At 71.7% G+C, this 15,192-nt stretch carries 14 protein-coding genes; 10 read left to right on the forward strand and 4 right to left on the reverse strand.

Annotation, left to right across the window (positions count from 1 at the left end):
* Positions 1-182 precede the first annotated feature (182 nt).
* Entirely contained in the window at positions 183-953 is a 771-nt protein-coding gene (locus O3X23_RS10755; RefSeq protein WP_269271051.1) for a response regulator, read from the reverse strand.
* 115 nt (positions 954-1,068) lie between these two features.
* Between O3X23_RS10755 and O3X23_RS10760 the strand changes: the two genes are divergently transcribed.
* Both O3X23_RS10760 and O3X23_RS10765 read left to right on the forward strand, forming a co-directional pair.
* Positions 1,069-2,676, forward strand: a complete 1,608-nt coding sequence (locus O3X23_RS10760) for a sensor histidine kinase (protein ID WP_269271052.1) — start codon at positions 1,069-1,071, stop codon at positions 2,674-2,676.
* Between the two features lie 8 nt (positions 2,677-2,684).
* A complete protein-coding gene (locus tag O3X23_RS10765) occupies positions 2,685-3,890 on the forward strand; it encodes a PP2C family protein-serine/threonine phosphatase (protein ID WP_269271054.1) in 1,206 nt (401 codons plus the stop codon).
* Positions 3,891-4,002: 112 nt separating this feature from the next.
* Here O3X23_RS10765 and O3X23_RS10770 read toward each other — a convergent pair whose 3' ends face one another.
* On the reverse strand, positions 4,003-4,233 hold the full coding sequence (locus tag O3X23_RS10770; protein WP_269271055.1) for an Lrp/AsnC ligand binding domain-containing protein: 231 nt from the start codon (positions 4,231-4,233) through the stop codon (positions 4,003-4,005).
* Between the two features lie 20 nt (positions 4,234-4,253).
* A complete protein-coding gene (locus O3X23_RS10775) occupies positions 4,254-4,445 on the reverse strand; it encodes an AsnC family transcriptional regulator (protein WP_269271187.1) in 192 nt (63 codons plus the stop codon).
* 123 nt (positions 4,446-4,568) lie between these two features.
* Here O3X23_RS10775 and O3X23_RS10780 point away from each other — a divergent pair, with 123 nt between their 5' ends.
* From O3X23_RS10780 to O3X23_RS10805, 5 genes are all read left to right on the forward strand, one after another.
* On the forward strand, positions 4,569-5,117 hold the full coding sequence (locus O3X23_RS10780) for an RBBP9/YdeN family alpha/beta hydrolase (protein WP_269271056.1): 549 nt from the start codon (positions 4,569-4,571) through the stop codon (positions 5,115-5,117).
* A gap of 267 nt (positions 5,118-5,384) precedes the next feature.
* Positions 5,385-7,208, forward strand: coding sequence for an asparagine synthase (glutamine-hydrolyzing) (gene asnB, locus O3X23_RS10785; protein WP_269271188.1), 1,824 nt, complete (start codon positions 5,385-5,387; stop codon positions 7,206-7,208).
* Positions 7,209-7,263: 55 nt separating this feature from the next.
* Complete coding sequence (locus tag O3X23_RS10790) at positions 7,264-8,484, forward strand: acetyl-CoA C-acyltransferase (RefSeq protein ID WP_269271058.1); 1,221 nt, start codon at positions 7,264-7,266, stop codon at positions 8,482-8,484.
* A 97-nt stretch (positions 8,485-8,581) separates the two neighbouring features.
* Positions 8,582-9,574: an ATP-dependent DNA ligase gene (locus O3X23_RS10795; protein ID WP_269271059.1), complete on the forward strand. Its 993-nt coding sequence runs from the start codon at positions 8,582-8,584 to the stop codon at positions 9,572-9,574.
* A gap of 982 nt (positions 9,575-10,556) precedes the next feature.
* Complete coding sequence (locus tag O3X23_RS10805; protein WP_269271060.1) at positions 10,557-10,793, forward strand: helix-turn-helix domain-containing protein; 237 nt, start codon at positions 10,557-10,559, stop codon at positions 10,791-10,793.
* A 61-nt stretch (positions 10,794-10,854) separates the two neighbouring features.
* On the opposite strand, the gene O3X23_RS10810 is transcribed toward O3X23_RS10805, so the two are convergent.
* Positions 10,855-11,130 (reverse strand): hypothetical protein, encoded by a 276-nt coding sequence (locus O3X23_RS10810; protein ID WP_269271061.1) that lies wholly within the window; start codon positions 11,128-11,130, stop codon positions 10,855-10,857.
* Between the two features lie 104 nt (positions 11,131-11,234).
* On the opposite strand from O3X23_RS10810, the gene tkt reads away from it, so the two are divergent.
* From tkt to O3X23_RS10825, 3 genes are all read left to right on the forward strand, one after another.
* Positions 11,235-13,463 carry a transketolase gene (gene tkt / locus O3X23_RS10815; RefSeq protein ID WP_269271062.1) on the forward strand — a complete coding sequence of 743 codons (2,229 nt, stop codon included), beginning with the start codon at positions 11,235-11,237 and terminating at the stop codon, positions 13,461-13,463.
* Between the two features lie 151 nt (positions 13,464-13,614).
* Positions 13,615-13,917, forward strand: coding sequence for a plasmid stabilization protein (locus O3X23_RS10820; RefSeq protein WP_269271063.1), 303 nt, complete (start codon positions 13,615-13,617; stop codon positions 13,915-13,917).
* Positions 13,918-14,106: 189 nt separating this feature from the next.
* Positions 14,107-14,583 carry a DUF5709 domain-containing protein gene (locus O3X23_RS10825; RefSeq protein WP_269271064.1) on the forward strand — a complete coding sequence of 159 codons (477 nt, stop codon included), beginning with the start codon at positions 14,107-14,109 and terminating at the stop codon, positions 14,581-14,583.
* Positions 14,584-15,192: the final 609 nt, after the last annotated feature.

A 15,192-nucleotide genomic window follows, 5' to 3' on the forward strand; every position in this document is an offset into this window, starting at 1 on the left:
CCGGCCCGGCGTCGCCTGAGCTCCGGCGCCGGGCCGGCCGTCACGCGGCTGCAGGATCTGCAGACGCAACTGGTAGCGCTGTTGGACCTCTTGGATCCGCAGGGGGTACCCGTTTCCCGCAGTTCCGGTCCGCCTTCGACGACGACAGCCACACGCTGCGATGAGGCAGGGGAAGCGGCGGCTCAGGTACGGGGGCGGGTGGCGGTCTCGAAGTAGAAGGTGTCGATACTCCGGACGGCCTGCTCGAACTCTTCCAGGTTGACGGGCTTGGCCACGTAGGCGTTGGCATGGCTGGTGTACGCGCCGGTGACGTCGTCCGGGGCGGTGGAGGTGGTGAGGACGACGACGGGGATGGTCTGCAGGTCGTCGTCGTTCTTCAGGATCTTCAGCAGGTCCCGGCCGTTCATGCGGGGCATGTTCAGGTCGAGGACGATGAGGTCGGGGCGCACACTGCCCGGCGCGCGCAGGTACTCCAGGGCCGCGATGCCGTCGGTGACCTGGACCAGGTTGCGGGCGCCACGCTCTGAGAGGGCTTCTTCGATGAGCATGGCGTCGGCAACGTCGTCCTCGACGAGCAGGACGTCGAAGGCGCGGGCGGGGGTGGTCATCAGCGGTTGCTCCGTGGGTTTCTCGTGTGAGTGGTGGAAAAGCCCCGGCCAGCGGCGGCGGGCGCCTTGGCGGGTCATGCCGCAGGCGGCGCCGATCTGCGGGTAGCCGGCGCCCGCGCGGGCCGCGTCCACGGCCGCTTCCCGCTGGAGCCGTTCGGTGGCCTGTTGGAGGTGGTCCAGCACGTGGAGCAGGGCCAGTGCCTGCGCCGGGGTGTCCTCGGCGGACGGTGCTGGGTCCTGCAGCAGCCGGCGGGCCAGGCGCTGGGCAAGGTCGCCGACCGCAGCGTCCGCTAGCTCGCCTGTTTCTTGCGGAGTGGTCCGCAGCACGAAGTTCTTGCCTGGCATACCCGGCACTTTAGGCCCCTGATACGGCCTACGACAACAAACGCTGTCGAGACCCCCTTAGAGTGTGCTGGCCGCACCCGATCACCAGCGGCTGCCACAGCGAGGAGTGCACACGATGACCGGCGATGAGGGGCAACCGCGTGGCCGGGGGCTCTCCACATGGACCACCCGGCGGTGGCTGCGTGTGGGGGTGGCCGCCTCCTTGGTGCTGCTGACGCTGCTCGGGGTGACGGGGGCCTGGGTCCTGGGGCGGAACGAGTCGATCAGCAAAGACCTCGTGGACACGCGCTCTCCCGCTCTGTCCACCTCGCTCGGGCTGGAATCGGCACTGCTCAACCAGGAAACCGGCATTCGTGGCTACGGTCTCACCGGCACGCCGGATTTCCTCACCCCCTACCGGCAGGGACTCACCGCGCAATCGGCGGACGTCGCGCGCATCGCGGAGCTGCTGCAGGACGACCGGGCCGGCCTGAACGACCTGAAAGCGGTGCAGGATGCCGTGGCGCTGTGGCAGGAGAAGTTCGCCCGGCCGATCGCCGCCGCGCCGCCCGGCTCACCCTCCCCCCTGGCCACCGAGCGGGCGGCCGAGGGCAAAGCCACCTTCGACGGCGTACGTGCCGCGTTGGGGCGCCAGCAGGAACGACTGCGGGCGGACCGCGTGCGGGCGCGCAACGACCTGATGGCCACGACAGGCCTGCGGAACTGGGTTTTCAGCGCCATCGCGGTCCTCATCGTCGCCCTGGCAGCCCTGGTCTTCGAGGGGCTGCGCCGCGGCATCAACCTGCCGCTGGAGCGGCTCGGAGCCGACGCCCGGACCATCGCCGGCGGTGACTTCGACCATCCCATCACCCCGACAGGACCCGCGGACCTGCGGCGCCTGAGCGGCGAGATCGACTTCATGCGCCGCCGCCTCGTGCGGGAACTGGCCTTCGCCGAGGAGGCCCGGCTGCGGCTGGACGCTCAGGCAGCCGACCTGCAGCGGTCCAACGTCGAGCTGGAGCAGTTCGCCTACGTGGCCTCCCACGACCTCCAGGAACCCCTGCGCAAGATCTCCAGCTTCACTCAGCTGCTCCGGCGGCGCTACGGCGGGCAGCTCGACGCGCGGGCGGACCAGTACATCGACTTCGCGGTCGACGCGGCGAACCGCATGCAGACCCTCATCAACGACCTGCTCGCCTTCTCGCGCGTGGGACGGCTCCACAACACCCACCAGAGCATCCGCGTGGACAGGGTGCTGCAGCAGACCCTGTCCACGCTGAGCGTGGGGATCGAGGAGAGCGGGGCGACGATCACCCTGGACCCGCTGCCGACCCTGGTCGCCGACCCCACGCAGATGGGCATGCTCTGGCAGAATCTGATCGGCAACGCCGTCAAGTTCCACCGCCCGGGCGAGGCACCGCGGATCCACGTCACGGCGGCCCGCGAGGGCGAACTGTGGCGGTTCTCCGTCACCGACAACGGCATCGGCATCGCACCGGAGTACGCCGAGAAGGTCTTCGTGATCTTCCAGCGACTGCACACCAAGGACACCTACACCGGCAGCGGCATCGGCCTGGCGATGTGCAAGAAGATCGTCGAGTTCCACGGCGGCACGATCACCGTCGACCCGGAGTACCGCGACGGCACCCGCATCACCTTCACCCTGGCGCCCGAGCCTCCGCGCCTCCCCAACCCCTCCCCCGAGCCCCAGGCGGTCCGCGCCGCCACGGAACACGAACGATGACCGTGACCATGGCAGCCACCCCTGCCGCGGCCTCCAGCGAGCCGGTGTACCGCATCCTCCTGATCGAGGACGACGCGGGCGACGCGTTGCTCGTGGAGGAACTGCTGCACGACACGACGCTGCGGTTCGAGCTGACCACCCGGACCACCCTGGGCGGCGCCCGCGCCGAACTGGCCGCCAGCCCGATCGACTGCGTCCTCCTCGACCTGCACCTGCCCGACGTGGCGGGAACCGCCGCCGTCACCGCCGTCCGCGGCCTGGCCCCGCACACCGCGGTCATCGTCCTGACCGGCGTGTCCGAGGCCCAGGCAGGCACCGAGGCCATGGCCGCCGGCGCCCAGGACTACCTCGTCAAGGGCAAGGTCGAAGCGGACCTCCTGTACCGGGCGGTGCGCTACGCGGTCTACCGGAGCCAGACCGAACGCGCCAGCAGCCAGGCGCAGGCGACCCGCCTGCGGGCGGAGGAGAACGCCCGCCTGGAGCGGGGCCTGCTGCCTCAGCCGATCCTCGACACCTCGACGGTGACGGTGACCTCCCGTTACCTGCCCGGCGGCGCGATGACCCTGCTCGGCGGTGACTTCCTCGACGTGGTGGAGGGCGACGACGGGCTGCTGCACGCCGTCGTCGGCGACGTCAGCGGACACGGGCCCGACGCCGCCGCGCTGGGCGTGTGCCTGCGCATCGCCTGGCGCTCCCTGGTGCTGGGCGGACACCGCGGCACCGACCTGCTGCACCTGATGGAACGCATCCTGCTCGCGGAACGCGGCAGCCATCCACTCTTCGCCACCTGCACCCTGCTCACCCTCGACCAGAACGCCGGCGCCGCCACCCTCCACCTCGCCGGCCACCACGAGCCCCTTCTGACCACGCCCGAGGGCACCCGGGAACTGGCCGCCGCCCATGGCATCGCGCTGGGCATCGCCCCCGGGCTGGTTCCCGGGCAGCGCAGCTGGCCCCCCACCGTCGTCCCGCTCCCGACCAGCGGAGCCCTGACCCTCTACACCGACGGCCTCACCGAAGGACACAACGGCGCCAAGGGCGAGCGGCTCGGCGTCGAAGGGCTGCTCACCCTGATCAGCCACCTGCCGCAGGCGGACCCGGCCGCCCACGTGGACCTCCTCATCAAGGAGACCCACGACTTGAACGCCGGACGCCACTTCGACGACGTCGCGGTGCTCCGCCTCGACTGGGGCAACCGGCCCCGACCCCGCTGAGACCGGTCAGTGGGCGCGGGAGCGGTCGTGGTCGCCCGCGATGTCATCGACTCCGGGCTGATCCCCGCGGCCGCGCCGGACCGCCCTCAACTGACCTGGGTCGGAGCGTTGTTCACGGTGCCTCGGGGAGCGACTTCCGCGGGTAGCTGCGCAGGACCAGGGAGGTGGTGACGGGCCCGAAGCGCGCGAGGGAGTCCACGACCTGTTCGAGGCGTTCGGCGTGCGAGCAGTGAACGTCGAACAGCAGGCAGTCCTCACCGGTCACACGGAGCGTCGAGACCACTTCGGGGGTCCGGGCGGCGAGGGAGAGCGCCGGGGACAACTGCGCGTGTGTGGTGCGCAAGCGGATGACGGCATGGATGTTCAGCCCGACGGCAGCCGGTGCGACGACAGCGCGATAGCCGGTGATGACCCGCTCTTCTCCAGGCGCTGGATCCGGGCGCCGGCCGCCGGCTGGGACAGCCCGACACGACGTCCGACCTCGGCACCGGTGAGGCGACCGTCGGTCTGGAGCAGGCCGAGGATGGCGCGGTCGATCTCATCAAGTGATTCCATCGTTGTCACGCCCGCTTTCCTTGAGATCACTTGTTGGGCCCTGCCCTGCCCACTGGTCCATCGAGAATCGTTCCCGCGAGGTGCCGCTGGAGGGCAGTGCCACAAGGGAAAGGACAGTGGACGATGGTCGCGTACGTCATCATCCCCGGGATCGACGGTTCGGACGAACAGCACTGGCAGAGCCGGTGGCAGAGCCGATGGGGAGCCTCGGCGGCCCGGATCGCGCCGGCCTCGTGGACCAGGCCGGACCTGCCGGACTGGGTCGCGGCGATCCAGACCGCCTACGAGATCGCTTCTGCGCGTGACGGCCAGGTGGCGTTGATCGCTCACAGCCTGGGCAGCTGGGCAGCTGCCCAGTGGCTGAACGACCGGGCACCCTCCGACGGAGTCACGGCGTTCCTGGTCGCGCCACCCGATCTCCAGGGGCCGGAGTTCCCACGCGGACCCGCGTCGACGTTCCTGGGCCTGGCCGCTCGCCCCTTGCCGTGCCGGAGCCTGCTGGTGACCAGCGACAACGATCCCTACTGCGACCCGGCGACCTCCGCGGCGCTGGCCTCCGGGTGGCAGGCGCGACACCAGCCCGTCGCACGCCACGGACACATCAACTCCGGTTCCGGCCTGGGCGACTGGCAACCGGGCCTGGAACTCCTCCGCACGCTGGTCGACCGCTGAGGCTCGTGCTACCTCCCGAACGGCGGATCGCCGGGTCCATGGGTCGGCCGCACTCGCGCGGGGACGGCAACAAGGGCCAAGTCGTCGCGGTTTCCGCCGTGTGCGGCGGTGACCTGCGCGCTTCTTGATCGTTCCACTGGTAGTGGACGGGCGTAGTGGGTCCGGCCACGGACTTCCGTCATGTGCGCGGCACCGTCGCCGTGCGGGAAGTTCCCGGCGCAGGACCGTTCGGTGAGCCCCGCAGGCCGGGGCGAGGGGGTTTCGACGATGTGTGGGCTGGTCGGCTATGCCGGTTTCGCGGGCCGTGTGCCCCGGGAGACAGAGGACACCTCGCTCAAGGTGATGACCGAGACCCTGGCGTGCCGTGGCCCCGATGCCTCGGCCGTATGGGCCGAAGAGGCCGCGGGGATGGGGCACACCCGACTGGCCGTTGTGGACGTGGTCGGCGGCCGGCAACCCATGGTCCTGGCACGCGACGGGCGCACGGTGCTGGCGGTGGCGTTCACCGGCGAGGTCTACAACCACGCCCGGCTGCGGGCGGAGCTGGCCTCGCTCGGGCACCGGTTCTCCACCCGCAGCGACAGTGAGGTGGTGCTGCGGGCCGTTGACGCGTGGGGCGAGCAGGCCCCGTCCCGGCTGGAGGGAATGTTCGCCTACGCCGCCTGGGAGCCGGGGCCCAAGCGGTTGACGCTGGTGCGGGACCGGTTCGGGATCAAGCCCCTGTGCTACGCACAGCTCGACGACTCGGTGGTGTTCGCCTCCGAGCCCAAGGCCGTGCTGGCGCACCCCGCGCTGACCCCGCGGCTGGACCTGGACGGGTTGCGGGAACTACTGCTGTCCGCCCACCCGATGATCAAGACGCCGGGGCGCACTGCCTTCGCGGGCCTGCGCGAGGTCGCACCGGGCACCGTTCTCACCCTGACACCGCAGGGCGCGCGCGCCACCCGCTATTGGTCGTTGGACCCGGCCGAGCACGGGGACGACCTGCCCACCACGGTGGCCAGGGTGCGCCAGTTGCTGGAGGAGTCGGTGGCCGGGCAGCTGACGGCCGATGTGCCGGTGAGCGTGCTGCTGTCCGGCGGACTGGACTCCAGCGCCATCGCGGCGCTGGCGCGCCCGGCGGTCGGGCCCCTGCACACCTTGTCGGTGGACCTCGGCGACCGGGCCTCGGACCAGGACGTCATGGAGCGCGAAGCCGACGGACCGTACGCCGAAATGATGGTGGCCCATCTGGGCAGCACCCACCGTCGGGTGCGGCTGGGGACCGACGCTCTGGCCGACCCGGTCCGGCGCGCCGAGGCGGGCCGGCTGCGCGACGGGCTGACGCTGGGCGACTTCGACACTTCCCTGCTGGCGCTGTACCGCGCGGTGCGCGAACACTTCCCCGTCACCTTGGCCGGCGACGGCGCTGATGAACTCTTCGGCGGATACCGCTGGTTCAGACCCGAGGACGCGGGAGCAGAATCCTTTCCCTGGGAGGCCACGCTGGAACGCGCCGACCTGACCCGGCTGCTCGACCCGAGTCTGGCTGCCGCCCTGGACCTTCCTGGACACCGCACCGCACTCCACCGGGCGGCCTGCTCGGAGCTCGAGCACCTGCCGGGCACCGCGCCCGCCGAGGCGGCGCTGCGTCGCGACAGCTACCTCAGTCTGACCCGGTTCCTGCCCTGTCTGCTGGACCGTGCCGACCGTCTCAGCATGGGCGTGGGCCTGGAGGTGCGGGTGCCGTTCCTGGACCACCACCTGGTCGAATACGTCTTCAACGCCCCGTGGGCCATGAAGACCTTCGACGGACGGGAGAAGAGCCTGCTGCGCGCCGCCGTCGCCGATCTGCTGCCCGCACCGGTGCTGGCCCGCCGCAAGAGTCCCTACCCGATGGTCCGTGACCGCGCCTACCGCGCCGCCCTGACCGCGCAGGTCGCCTGCCTCCTGGCCGACGGCAGCCCGGCTGCCGACCTGCTGGACACCGCCGCCGTGCGCCGCCTGCTGCTGGAGCCCGCTGAAGCCACCCGCTTCCCCCGCCAGGGACTGGAGCTGGTCCTGGACCTCGACCAGTGGTTGCGCACCCACCGCCCCTCCCTTCATCTCTGACCGTCCGCCCCTCCTACGCCCGACGCCCCGTCACCGACACGCACAGGACCTCGCCATGCCGCACGCCGTGATCACCTCAGCCGTCCGCACGCCCATCGGGCGCGCCCACAAGGGCTCCTTGGCCAGCGTCCGCCCCGATGACCTGCTGGCGACCGCCGTCGCCGAAGCCCTCGCCCGCACCCCCGGCCTGCCCGCGAGCAGTGTGGAGGACGTGGTCGTGGGCTGCGCCCTGCCCGGCGGTGAACAGGGCTTCAACATCGCCCGGATCGCCGCCGTCCTGCTCGGCTGGGACCACGTGCCCGGCCTGACGGTCAACCGCTTCTGCACCTCCTCCCTGCAGGCGATCCGCATCGCCGCGCAGGCCGTGCGCTGCGGCGACGCCGACGTCGTCATCGCCGCCGGAGTCGAGTCGCAGTCCCGTCTGACGCACGGAAGCTCCGACACCTGGCCCGGCACCGAGAACCCGGCCTTCCAGGCGGCCGGGCAGCGCACGCGTCGCCGCGCGCGAGCCGGCTCGGGTCCCTGGAGCGACCCCCGCGAACAGGGCCAGCACCCGGACCCGTATATCCCGGTGGGCCTCGCCGCCGAGAACACCGCCGACCTGTACGGCATCACCCGCGCCGACATGGACGCCTACGCCGCCCGATCCCACCAGCTCACCCAACAGGCCCTGGCCCAGGGTTTCCACTTCGCCGACCTCGTCCCCGTCAAGGGCGCGGACGGCGCCACCGCCACCGCGGACGACTGCCCGCGCGCCGGCGTCACCGCCGCCACTCTGGCCGACCTGCCCCCGCGCTTCCGCCCCGACGGACGCGTCACCGCCGGCAACAGCGCACCGCTGTCGGACGGCGCCGCAGCCGTCGTCGTCATGTCCGAGACCTACGCCCACGCCCACGGGCACACCGCGCTCGCTCGCGTCCTGGCCACCGCGGTCAGCGCCGGCACCCCCGAGACCGAGGGCCCGGTCCCCGTCACCGCGACCCGCACTGTCCTGGCACGGGCCGGGTTGTCCCTTGCGGACATCGGCACTGTCGCCGGCAACGAACCGTTCGCCGCGCAGATCCTGGCCTACTGCGCCGAACTGACCCTGGACCCCGCGCGCATGAATCCCCATGGCGGCTCGATCGCCCTGGGCGAGCCCTACGGCGCGGCCGGTGTCCGCCTCACCACCACCGCACTCACCACCTTGCGCCACGACGACCTCAGCACCGCCCTGGTCAGCGTCGTCGCCGCCGGCGGGCAGGGCATGGCCATGCTGCTGGAACGCACCGCATAAGGCCCACCCGTCGCCACAGCCCAAGACGATGCACCCGCGCGGGGCCATCCGAACGAGGCCACCGCTATCCGTCCGGTGCCGGTGGTAGGCATCGGGCATGGACTGGACACTCCCGGAGCCGATACTCGCCGCCGCCGTGAACGGCCCCCGCCTCCCGGCGCGGATGGCGGCAGAGCCGAAGTGGGACGGCTACCGGGCGCTCCTGGGCCACTCCGCGGACGGGCGGATCGTCATCCGGTCGCGGCGCGGTACCGACATGACCGAGGCGTTTCCGGAGATCGCCCTGGCCGCGGGCGCGCTGCCCGCGGATGTCGTGCTCGACGGCGAACTGATCGTCTGGGAGAACGGGCGGCTGGCATTCGAGCGGCTGCAGGGCCGACTGCATCGCAGGAGGACGACGACGGCCTCGCTGGCCGCGAAGTGGCCGGCCCACTTCGTCGCGTTCGATCTCCTGCACCACACCGGCACCGACCTGATGAGCCGGCCGTACGCCGAACGTCGGGAGGCCCTGGAACAGCTCTTCACCGAACACGAGTTGGGGCCGTCACTGACGCTGTGCCCGTCGACCACCGATCCGCAGATCGCGGCGCAGTGGCTGGACTGGTCCGCGGTGGGTATGGAGGGTCTCGTCTTCAAGCGCCTCGCCCAGAGCTACCGGCCCGGCGAGCGCGGATGGCAGAAGTACCGCATGCGGGCTACCACGGAGGCGATCGTGGGCGCCGTCAGCGGCTCCCTGTCCGCACCCGTCACCGTGCTGCTGGGACGTCTCGACGCGGCGGGGCGCCTGCAGTACGTCGGCCGCAGCGCCGTGCTGTCACGGCCGGCCGGCCTGGCCCTGGCCGACCAGCTCGCTCCAGCCGCCGGGCGGCACCCCTGGACGGGAATGACGTTCTCCACCACGTGGGGCAGTCAGGAGAAACTGAAGGTGGAGTTCGTCGAACCGGTCACCGTGGCGGAAGTCGCAGCCGAGGTGTCGGTGGATCCCTCGGGCCGATGGCGGCACCCCGTGCGGTGGACGCGAGTGCGGGCCGATCTCGCGCCTGGCGACGTGCCGCTGTTCGAAGCGGGCAACGAGCCGGCCGCGGGTTGAAGGTGATCGGTGAAGGTGATCTCGCCGCGTCCGCGTTCGGTGTGCACGCGCAGGAAGGTGGTCAGTCCGTAAGCCTGCTTCACGTCCGCGTACCGCTCCCCACCCCAGACGGTCGTCGGTCCGGCCGCCTGCCGGGTCGTCCATGAGCTGATGCGTCGCCGGGGCGGCGGGCACCGCCTGCTCGCCCGCGGCGCGCCGGGTCGCGGTGTGAGGGGCGGGGTTGTAGACCTGGAGTCATGAGCGAGGAAATGTCGTCATGGCATCCCGGCGCAATCGTGCCCGTGAGCGGGATCTACGAGTGTGACTGCGGAGCGGCCCATCACTGGAGCACGGACGTGAAGGGGCACCGATTCCCGCCCCCGCCGAGTGGGTGCCCCGGCACCTCCTGGTCGCTGAAGACCGAGACCCACGCCGAGGCCCACCCGGAAAACCACCTCGGCTGATCTCTTCCCGCAGGTGCACGCTCCCGTCCCGGTGACAGCCGCGGACGGGAGTTGGTGCGTGGGGCGCCGGCCGCTCGCTCCCCGCCTCACCCGGGTCCCGGCTTGGCCGGCCGCCATTCGATCAGCAGGATGGTCGCGTCACCGTTCAACCGGCTGGTCTCGTGGTCGAGCAGCGAGTGGATGAGCCGCCGCAGTCGCAGTGCCTCCGAGGGCAGCTCGCCCGCCGCCGTCGCCCGAATGAGGGAGTCGGTGAACCGCTTCAGGCCCTACGGCGGCACCGCAGGTACGTGCTGTCCAGCGCGTGCCGCGCACCCCGATGACGCCCAGCCGCTCGGCTCCGTCGACAGGGCCCGGTACCGGCGGCTACGGTCCGGGTGCCGGTCACCTCTCCGAGCGGGAGGGCACCCCGTGAAAGGCGGTCGCGCCCCGGCGTGACTTCTCGACGCCCCTGCGCCATCCCAGTGAAGTGGGCGCTCCCACCGAGGAGTTCACGCGTGGCTGCCGAGCATGACATGGCCTGCTCCGGGCAGGGGTAGGTAATGGACGCTTTGGGAGAACTGCTGCAGGACACCATGCGCGCCAGGCACCTGAACGCACAGGCGCTCGCTGACCGCACCGGCATCCGCACCCCCCGCATCCGCGCTTTCGCGCAGGACGGCGCCGAGGGACCGGTGCACCCCACGGAACCGGAGCTCGCGGAGCTGGCCGACGCGCTGGACCTGCCACTGACGCAGGTGTTGGCCGCCGCTCATCCCCCTGCCGGTGCACTGGTCTGACAGCCCCCGGCAAGCCCTGGCCGCCCTGGCCGCCCTGGCCAGGACGTTCAGTCGGCATCGGTCAGTCAGGAACGGCGACCGGAACGAAAGCATCCGACTGCCGCATGGCCGGATGGGCGACGAGTTCGTCGCGAGTGATCGCCCGCGTTGCTGTCGCCGCAATGGTGCGGGTGACGGTGGACAGGAGCCCCTGACCGAGCGTGGTGGCCTTCGCCGCGCGCGGCGCACGAGGGCCGCCCAGACTGGTGATCCGGTGCTCCGGGCCGGCCCTGCCCGTCGGCCGGCCCGGCCCGCCGGCACCTGAGAGAAACAGCGGGAGGGCCCCGGTCCGTGCCATGGACGGCACGGCGCGGCCCATCCCGGGCGGCGAGCTGTGGGGCACCCCCTGCTCACCCACCCGCAGCAGTGACGATCCACGGCAGCAGCCAAAGGAGAAGCGGCATGTCAGACGTACAGGAGCAGACGCGAGCCCCGGCGACAGCACGGCGCGATCCGGGACTGGCGCTGCCGGAAGCCGGGCAGGCCGGCTGGAACGAGGTGGACGTGCGGGCGGTGGACACCGTCCGGCTGCTGGCCGCCGACGCCGTCCAGAAGGTCGGCAACGGCCACCCGGGCACGGCCATGAGCCTGGCGCCTCTGGCGTATCTGCTGTTCCAGCAGGTCATGCGGCACGACCCGGCCGACGACCAGTGGCTGGGCCGGGACCGGTTCGTCCTCTCCTGCGGCCATTCCAGTCTGACGCTGTACATCCAGCTGTACCTGAGCGGGTACGGCCTGGAGCTGGACGATCTCAAGGCGCTCCGCACCTGGGGCTCCGCGACGCCGGGACACCCCGAGTACCGCCACACCCGCGGAGTGGAGATCACCACCGGGCCGCTGGGCCAGGGCCTGGCCGGCGCCGTGGGCATGGCGATGGCCGCCCGCCGCGAGCGCGGCCTGCTGGACCCCGCCGCTGCTCCGGGCGCCAGCCCGTTCGATCACCACGTGTACGTGGTCGCCTCGGACGGCGACATGATGGAGGGTGTCTCCGCCGAGGCCAGCTCCCTCGCCGGGCACCAGGAGCTGGGCAACCTGGTCGTGTTCTACGACTCCAACCAGATCTCCATCGAGGACGACACCGACGTCTCCTTCAGCGAGGACGTTCCCGCCCGGTACGCCGCCTACGGCTGGCACGTGCAGACGGTCGACTGGACGCGTACCGGCTCGTACGTCGAGGACGTCGACGCCGTACTCGCCGCGATCGAACAGGCCAGGCAGGAGACCGACCGACCCTCTCTGATCATGCTGCGCACGATCATCGGCTGGCCGGCCCCCACCAAGCGGAACACCGGCAAGGCGCACGGCTCCGCGCTGGGCGACGAGGAGGTCGCGGCCACCAAGAAGCTGCTCGGCTTCGACCCGCAGCACAACTTCACCGTGGAGGACGACGTGCTGGCCCGGGCCCGGCAGGTGGCCGACCGCGGCCAGGTCGCGCGTGCCGAGTGGGAGACGTCCTACCAGGCCTGGCGCGCCGGACATCCATCGGAAGCCGCACTGCTCGACCGGCTCCAGGCGCAGGAACTGCCACAGGGCTGGCACGACGCACTGCCCGTGTTCCCCGCCGACCCCAAGGGCATGGCCACCCGCGCGGCCTCCGGCAAGGTGCTGAGCGCACTCGCCGACGTGCTGCCGGAGCTGTGGGGCGGCTCGGCCGACCTGGCCGGGAGCAACAACACCACCATGGACGGCGAGCCCTCCTTCCTGCCCACCGACCGGCAGACGGCCCTGTACAAGGGCGGCCCCTACGGGCGCACGCTGCACTTCGGGATCCGCGAGCACGCCATGGGCGCGATCCTGAACGGCATTGCCCTGCAGAGCCTGACCCGGCCCTACGGCGGCACCTTCCTGACGTTCTCCGACTACATGCGCCCCGCCGTGCGGCTGGCCGCGCTGATGAAGCTGCCGGCCGTCTACGTGTGGACCCACGACTCCATCGGGCTGGGCGAGGACGGCCCCACCCACCAGCCCGTCGAGCACCTCGCCGCGCTGCGCGCCATTCCCGGCCTCGACGTCGTCCGCCCGGCGGACGCCAACGAGACCACCGCGTGCTGGCGCACCGTGCTGGAGCACACCGACCGGCCGACCGGGCTGGTGCTGACCCGCCAGAACCTGCCGGTTCTGGACCGCGACAGCGGTCAGTACGCCGCTTCCGCCGAGGCCGCACGCGGCGGGTACGTCCTCGCGGAGACCGGGCCGGGCTCCGTGCCGGACGTCATTCTGGTGGCGACGGGTTCCGAGGTGGCGATCGCGCTGGACGCCCGGGACCTGTTGGCCGCGGACGGTCTGACGGTGCGGGTGGTGTCCATGCCGTGCCGCGAATGGTTCGCCGAACAGCCGCTCAGTTACCAGGACCAGGTCCTGCCCCCGGCCGTGCGCGCCCGGGTGAGCGTCGAGGCCGCCGTCGGACAGGGCTGGCGCGAAGTCGTCGGGGATGCGGGCCGCATCGTCAGCCTGGAGCACTACGGGGCCTCGGCGGACTACGAGCGGCTGTACACCGAGTTCGGCATCACCGCCGAAGCCGTCGCCACGGCAGCGCGGGACAGCATCCAGGACTCCCGCGGCGCCCCGCGACCCGGCGGCCGCCGGCACACCTCCGCCCCCACCGAGGGAGGTACCGGGGACCGCTCCTGAGGATCCGCCGCCGGGCACGGCCTTCCAGTTGGGGGCGCGCGACCCGAATGGCGCCACCCAGGATGCCCGGTTCGTACAAGGGCGCGACGATCAACGGGACCGCCAGGGAGACACCATGGCGGCATCCACGACATCACAGCAGGAGGCAGACATGCCGCAGACGTCCAGTGCCAAGCGGGTACAGCGCGGGCAGGTAAAGAAGGTCGTAACCAAGCGCGGTCCGGCCAAGGCGAGCACCGCCCGCACCGTCAAGCCGAAGCGTGCCGCGACGGGCTCCACCCGTACCCCCTCGCGCACGGCGGCAACTCCCGCGGCACGGCGTGTCAGCCTGCGCTCCCGCACCGGCCCCAGCACCCGCACCTTCGACCAGCTGTACGCGGAAGCCCAGCGCCGCCGTATCGCCGGCCGCTCGACCATGCGCAAGGCCGAGCTGGTAAAGGCCCTCGGTCGCTGACGACAACGCCACACGGAGCTCGGCCGTTCGCACGGCGTCTCCGTCAAGTGGTCGGACGTGGTGGGCAGGTTCGGGCTTCTACGCCCCGACCGGCCCACCACGTTCTGCTTCTCGGGCGGACCGGCGAACAGTGCATCCGCCCGCCGGTGAGCGCGAGCGGGCGACGACGCCATCAGGAAAGGTGCGGAGATGAGCGAGAGTGCCATGGGCGACGACGTCTACCAGCCGACGGGGGACGACGAGGTCGCGGACGACGCCACGCAGCTGGACATGGAGAACGCGCTGGACGAGCGCGGGCTCGACGACATCCTCGACGAGGGGTACTCGCCGCCGGAACGGCCTCTCGGTGTGGACAAGGTCGGCACCACCGCGGAGGAGCAGCACGAAGGGGAGAGCCTCGACGAGAGGCTGGCCCAAGAGGTACCCGACACCACCGCAGACACCGGTGACGGGCTCGGCGACACCTCCGACACCGACGGCGAACTGCTGGACACCGAAGCTGGAGTCTCCCGCTCCGGGCGACTGGTGGCCCCCGACGAGGGGGTGGGCTCGAATCGCGAGGGCACGGTGGCCGCTGACGTCGGCATCGACGGCGCGGCCGCCTCGGCGGAGGAGGCGGCGGTCCACGTTGTCGACGACCCCGAATCCACCGACGGGGAGATCTGAGCCCGGGAGATCTGAGCGAGCGCGGTGGGCGCAGGCCCGCGCCCTTGGCCGGGGTGAGTCGCAGGTGGCAGGTCGCAGGTCGCAGGCAGCGGCCGGCGCAGGAGCCGGGAGCTGCTGGTGGGAGCACAGCTCGTGGTGGGGATCCGCATACGGCGCAGGAGATCACGGGTGGCGCGCAGGTCCAAGGTGCTGCGCCAGGCCAGTCCGGGGTGGCGGGTGCGCAGGTGGGACAGGGCTCGGGTGCCCAGTCCTGTGCCGCGGAAGGGATCCTCGATGACAACCTCGGCAGGGCGCTGCCACGGCGGAAGCCCCCGTGCACGCCGCCGGTCGGCATGATGCGGTCGGGCCTGGCAGGACAAGACGCAGTGCTGCCAGGCCCGACCGGACCTCGATGTCGCATCGGAGGAACGAGGCTGCCGCGCCCCGGGACACGGGCGCCGCCGCCACGGGCGCCAGGTTCCCCCGGACAGCCCTGCCGAGAGCGTCCAAGCACCGCCGTGGCCTGCGACGCGGGCCCGGATCACCGCCGTCGGACACTGACCGCCCCGTTTGGCGTAACCACCGTGACCTGCGGCACAACCGGCCCGTTGGGTGGATCAACGTCGCCAC

Origin of the sequence: Streptomyces sp. H39-S7 (assembly GCF_027158205.1) — a bacterium.
Classification (GTDB): domain Bacteria; phylum Actinomycetota; class Actinomycetes; order Streptomycetales; family Streptomycetaceae; genus Actinacidiphila.

Excerpts from the sequence above, each read along its gene's own strand:
- O3X23_RS10810 (WP_269271061.1), bottom strand. The coding sequence starts at position 11,130 with ATGGCACGGACCGGGGCCCTCCCGCTGTTTCTCTCAGGTGCCGGCGGG.
- O3X23_RS10775 (WP_269271187.1), bottom strand. The coding sequence starts at position 4,445 with ATGGAATCACTTGATGAGATCGACCGCGCCATCCTCGGCCTGCTCCAG.
- O3X23_RS10825 (WP_269271064.1), top strand. The coding sequence starts at position 14,107 with ATGAGCGAGAGTGCCATGGGCGACGACGTCTACCAGCCGACGGGGGAC.
- O3X23_RS10805 (WP_269271060.1), top strand. The coding sequence starts at position 10,557 with ATGGACGCTTTGGGAGAACTGCTGCAGGACACCATGCGCGCCAGGCAC.
- O3X23_RS10765 (WP_269271054.1), top strand. The coding sequence starts at position 2,685 with ATGGCAGCCACCCCTGCCGCGGCCTCCAGCGAGCCGGTGTACCGCATC.
- O3X23_RS10795 (WP_269271059.1), top strand. The coding sequence starts at position 8,582 with ATGGACTGGACACTCCCGGAGCCGATACTCGCCGCCGCCGTGAACGGC.
- O3X23_RS10755 (WP_269271051.1), bottom strand. The coding sequence starts at position 953 with ATGCCAGGCAAGAACTTCGTGCTGCGGACCACTCCGCAAGAAACAGGC.
- asnB (WP_269271188.1), top strand. The coding sequence starts at position 5,385 with ATGTGTGGGCTGGTCGGCTATGCCGGTTTCGCGGGCCGTGTGCCCCGG.
- O3X23_RS10780 (WP_269271056.1), top strand. The coding sequence starts at position 4,569 with ATGGTCGCGTACGTCATCATCCCCGGGATCGACGGTTCGGACGAACAG.
- O3X23_RS10790 (WP_269271058.1), top strand. The coding sequence starts at position 7,264 with ATGCCGCACGCCGTGATCACCTCAGCCGTCCGCACGCCCATCGGGCGC.
- tkt (WP_269271062.1), top strand. The coding sequence starts at position 11,235 with ATGTCAGACGTACAGGAGCAGACGCGAGCCCCGGCGACAGCACGGCGC.
- O3X23_RS10760 (WP_269271052.1), top strand. The coding sequence starts at position 1,069 with ATGACCGGCGATGAGGGGCAACCGCGTGGCCGGGGGCTCTCCACATGG.
- O3X23_RS10820 (WP_269271063.1), top strand. The coding sequence starts at position 13,615 with ATGCCGCAGACGTCCAGTGCCAAGCGGGTACAGCGCGGGCAGGTAAAG.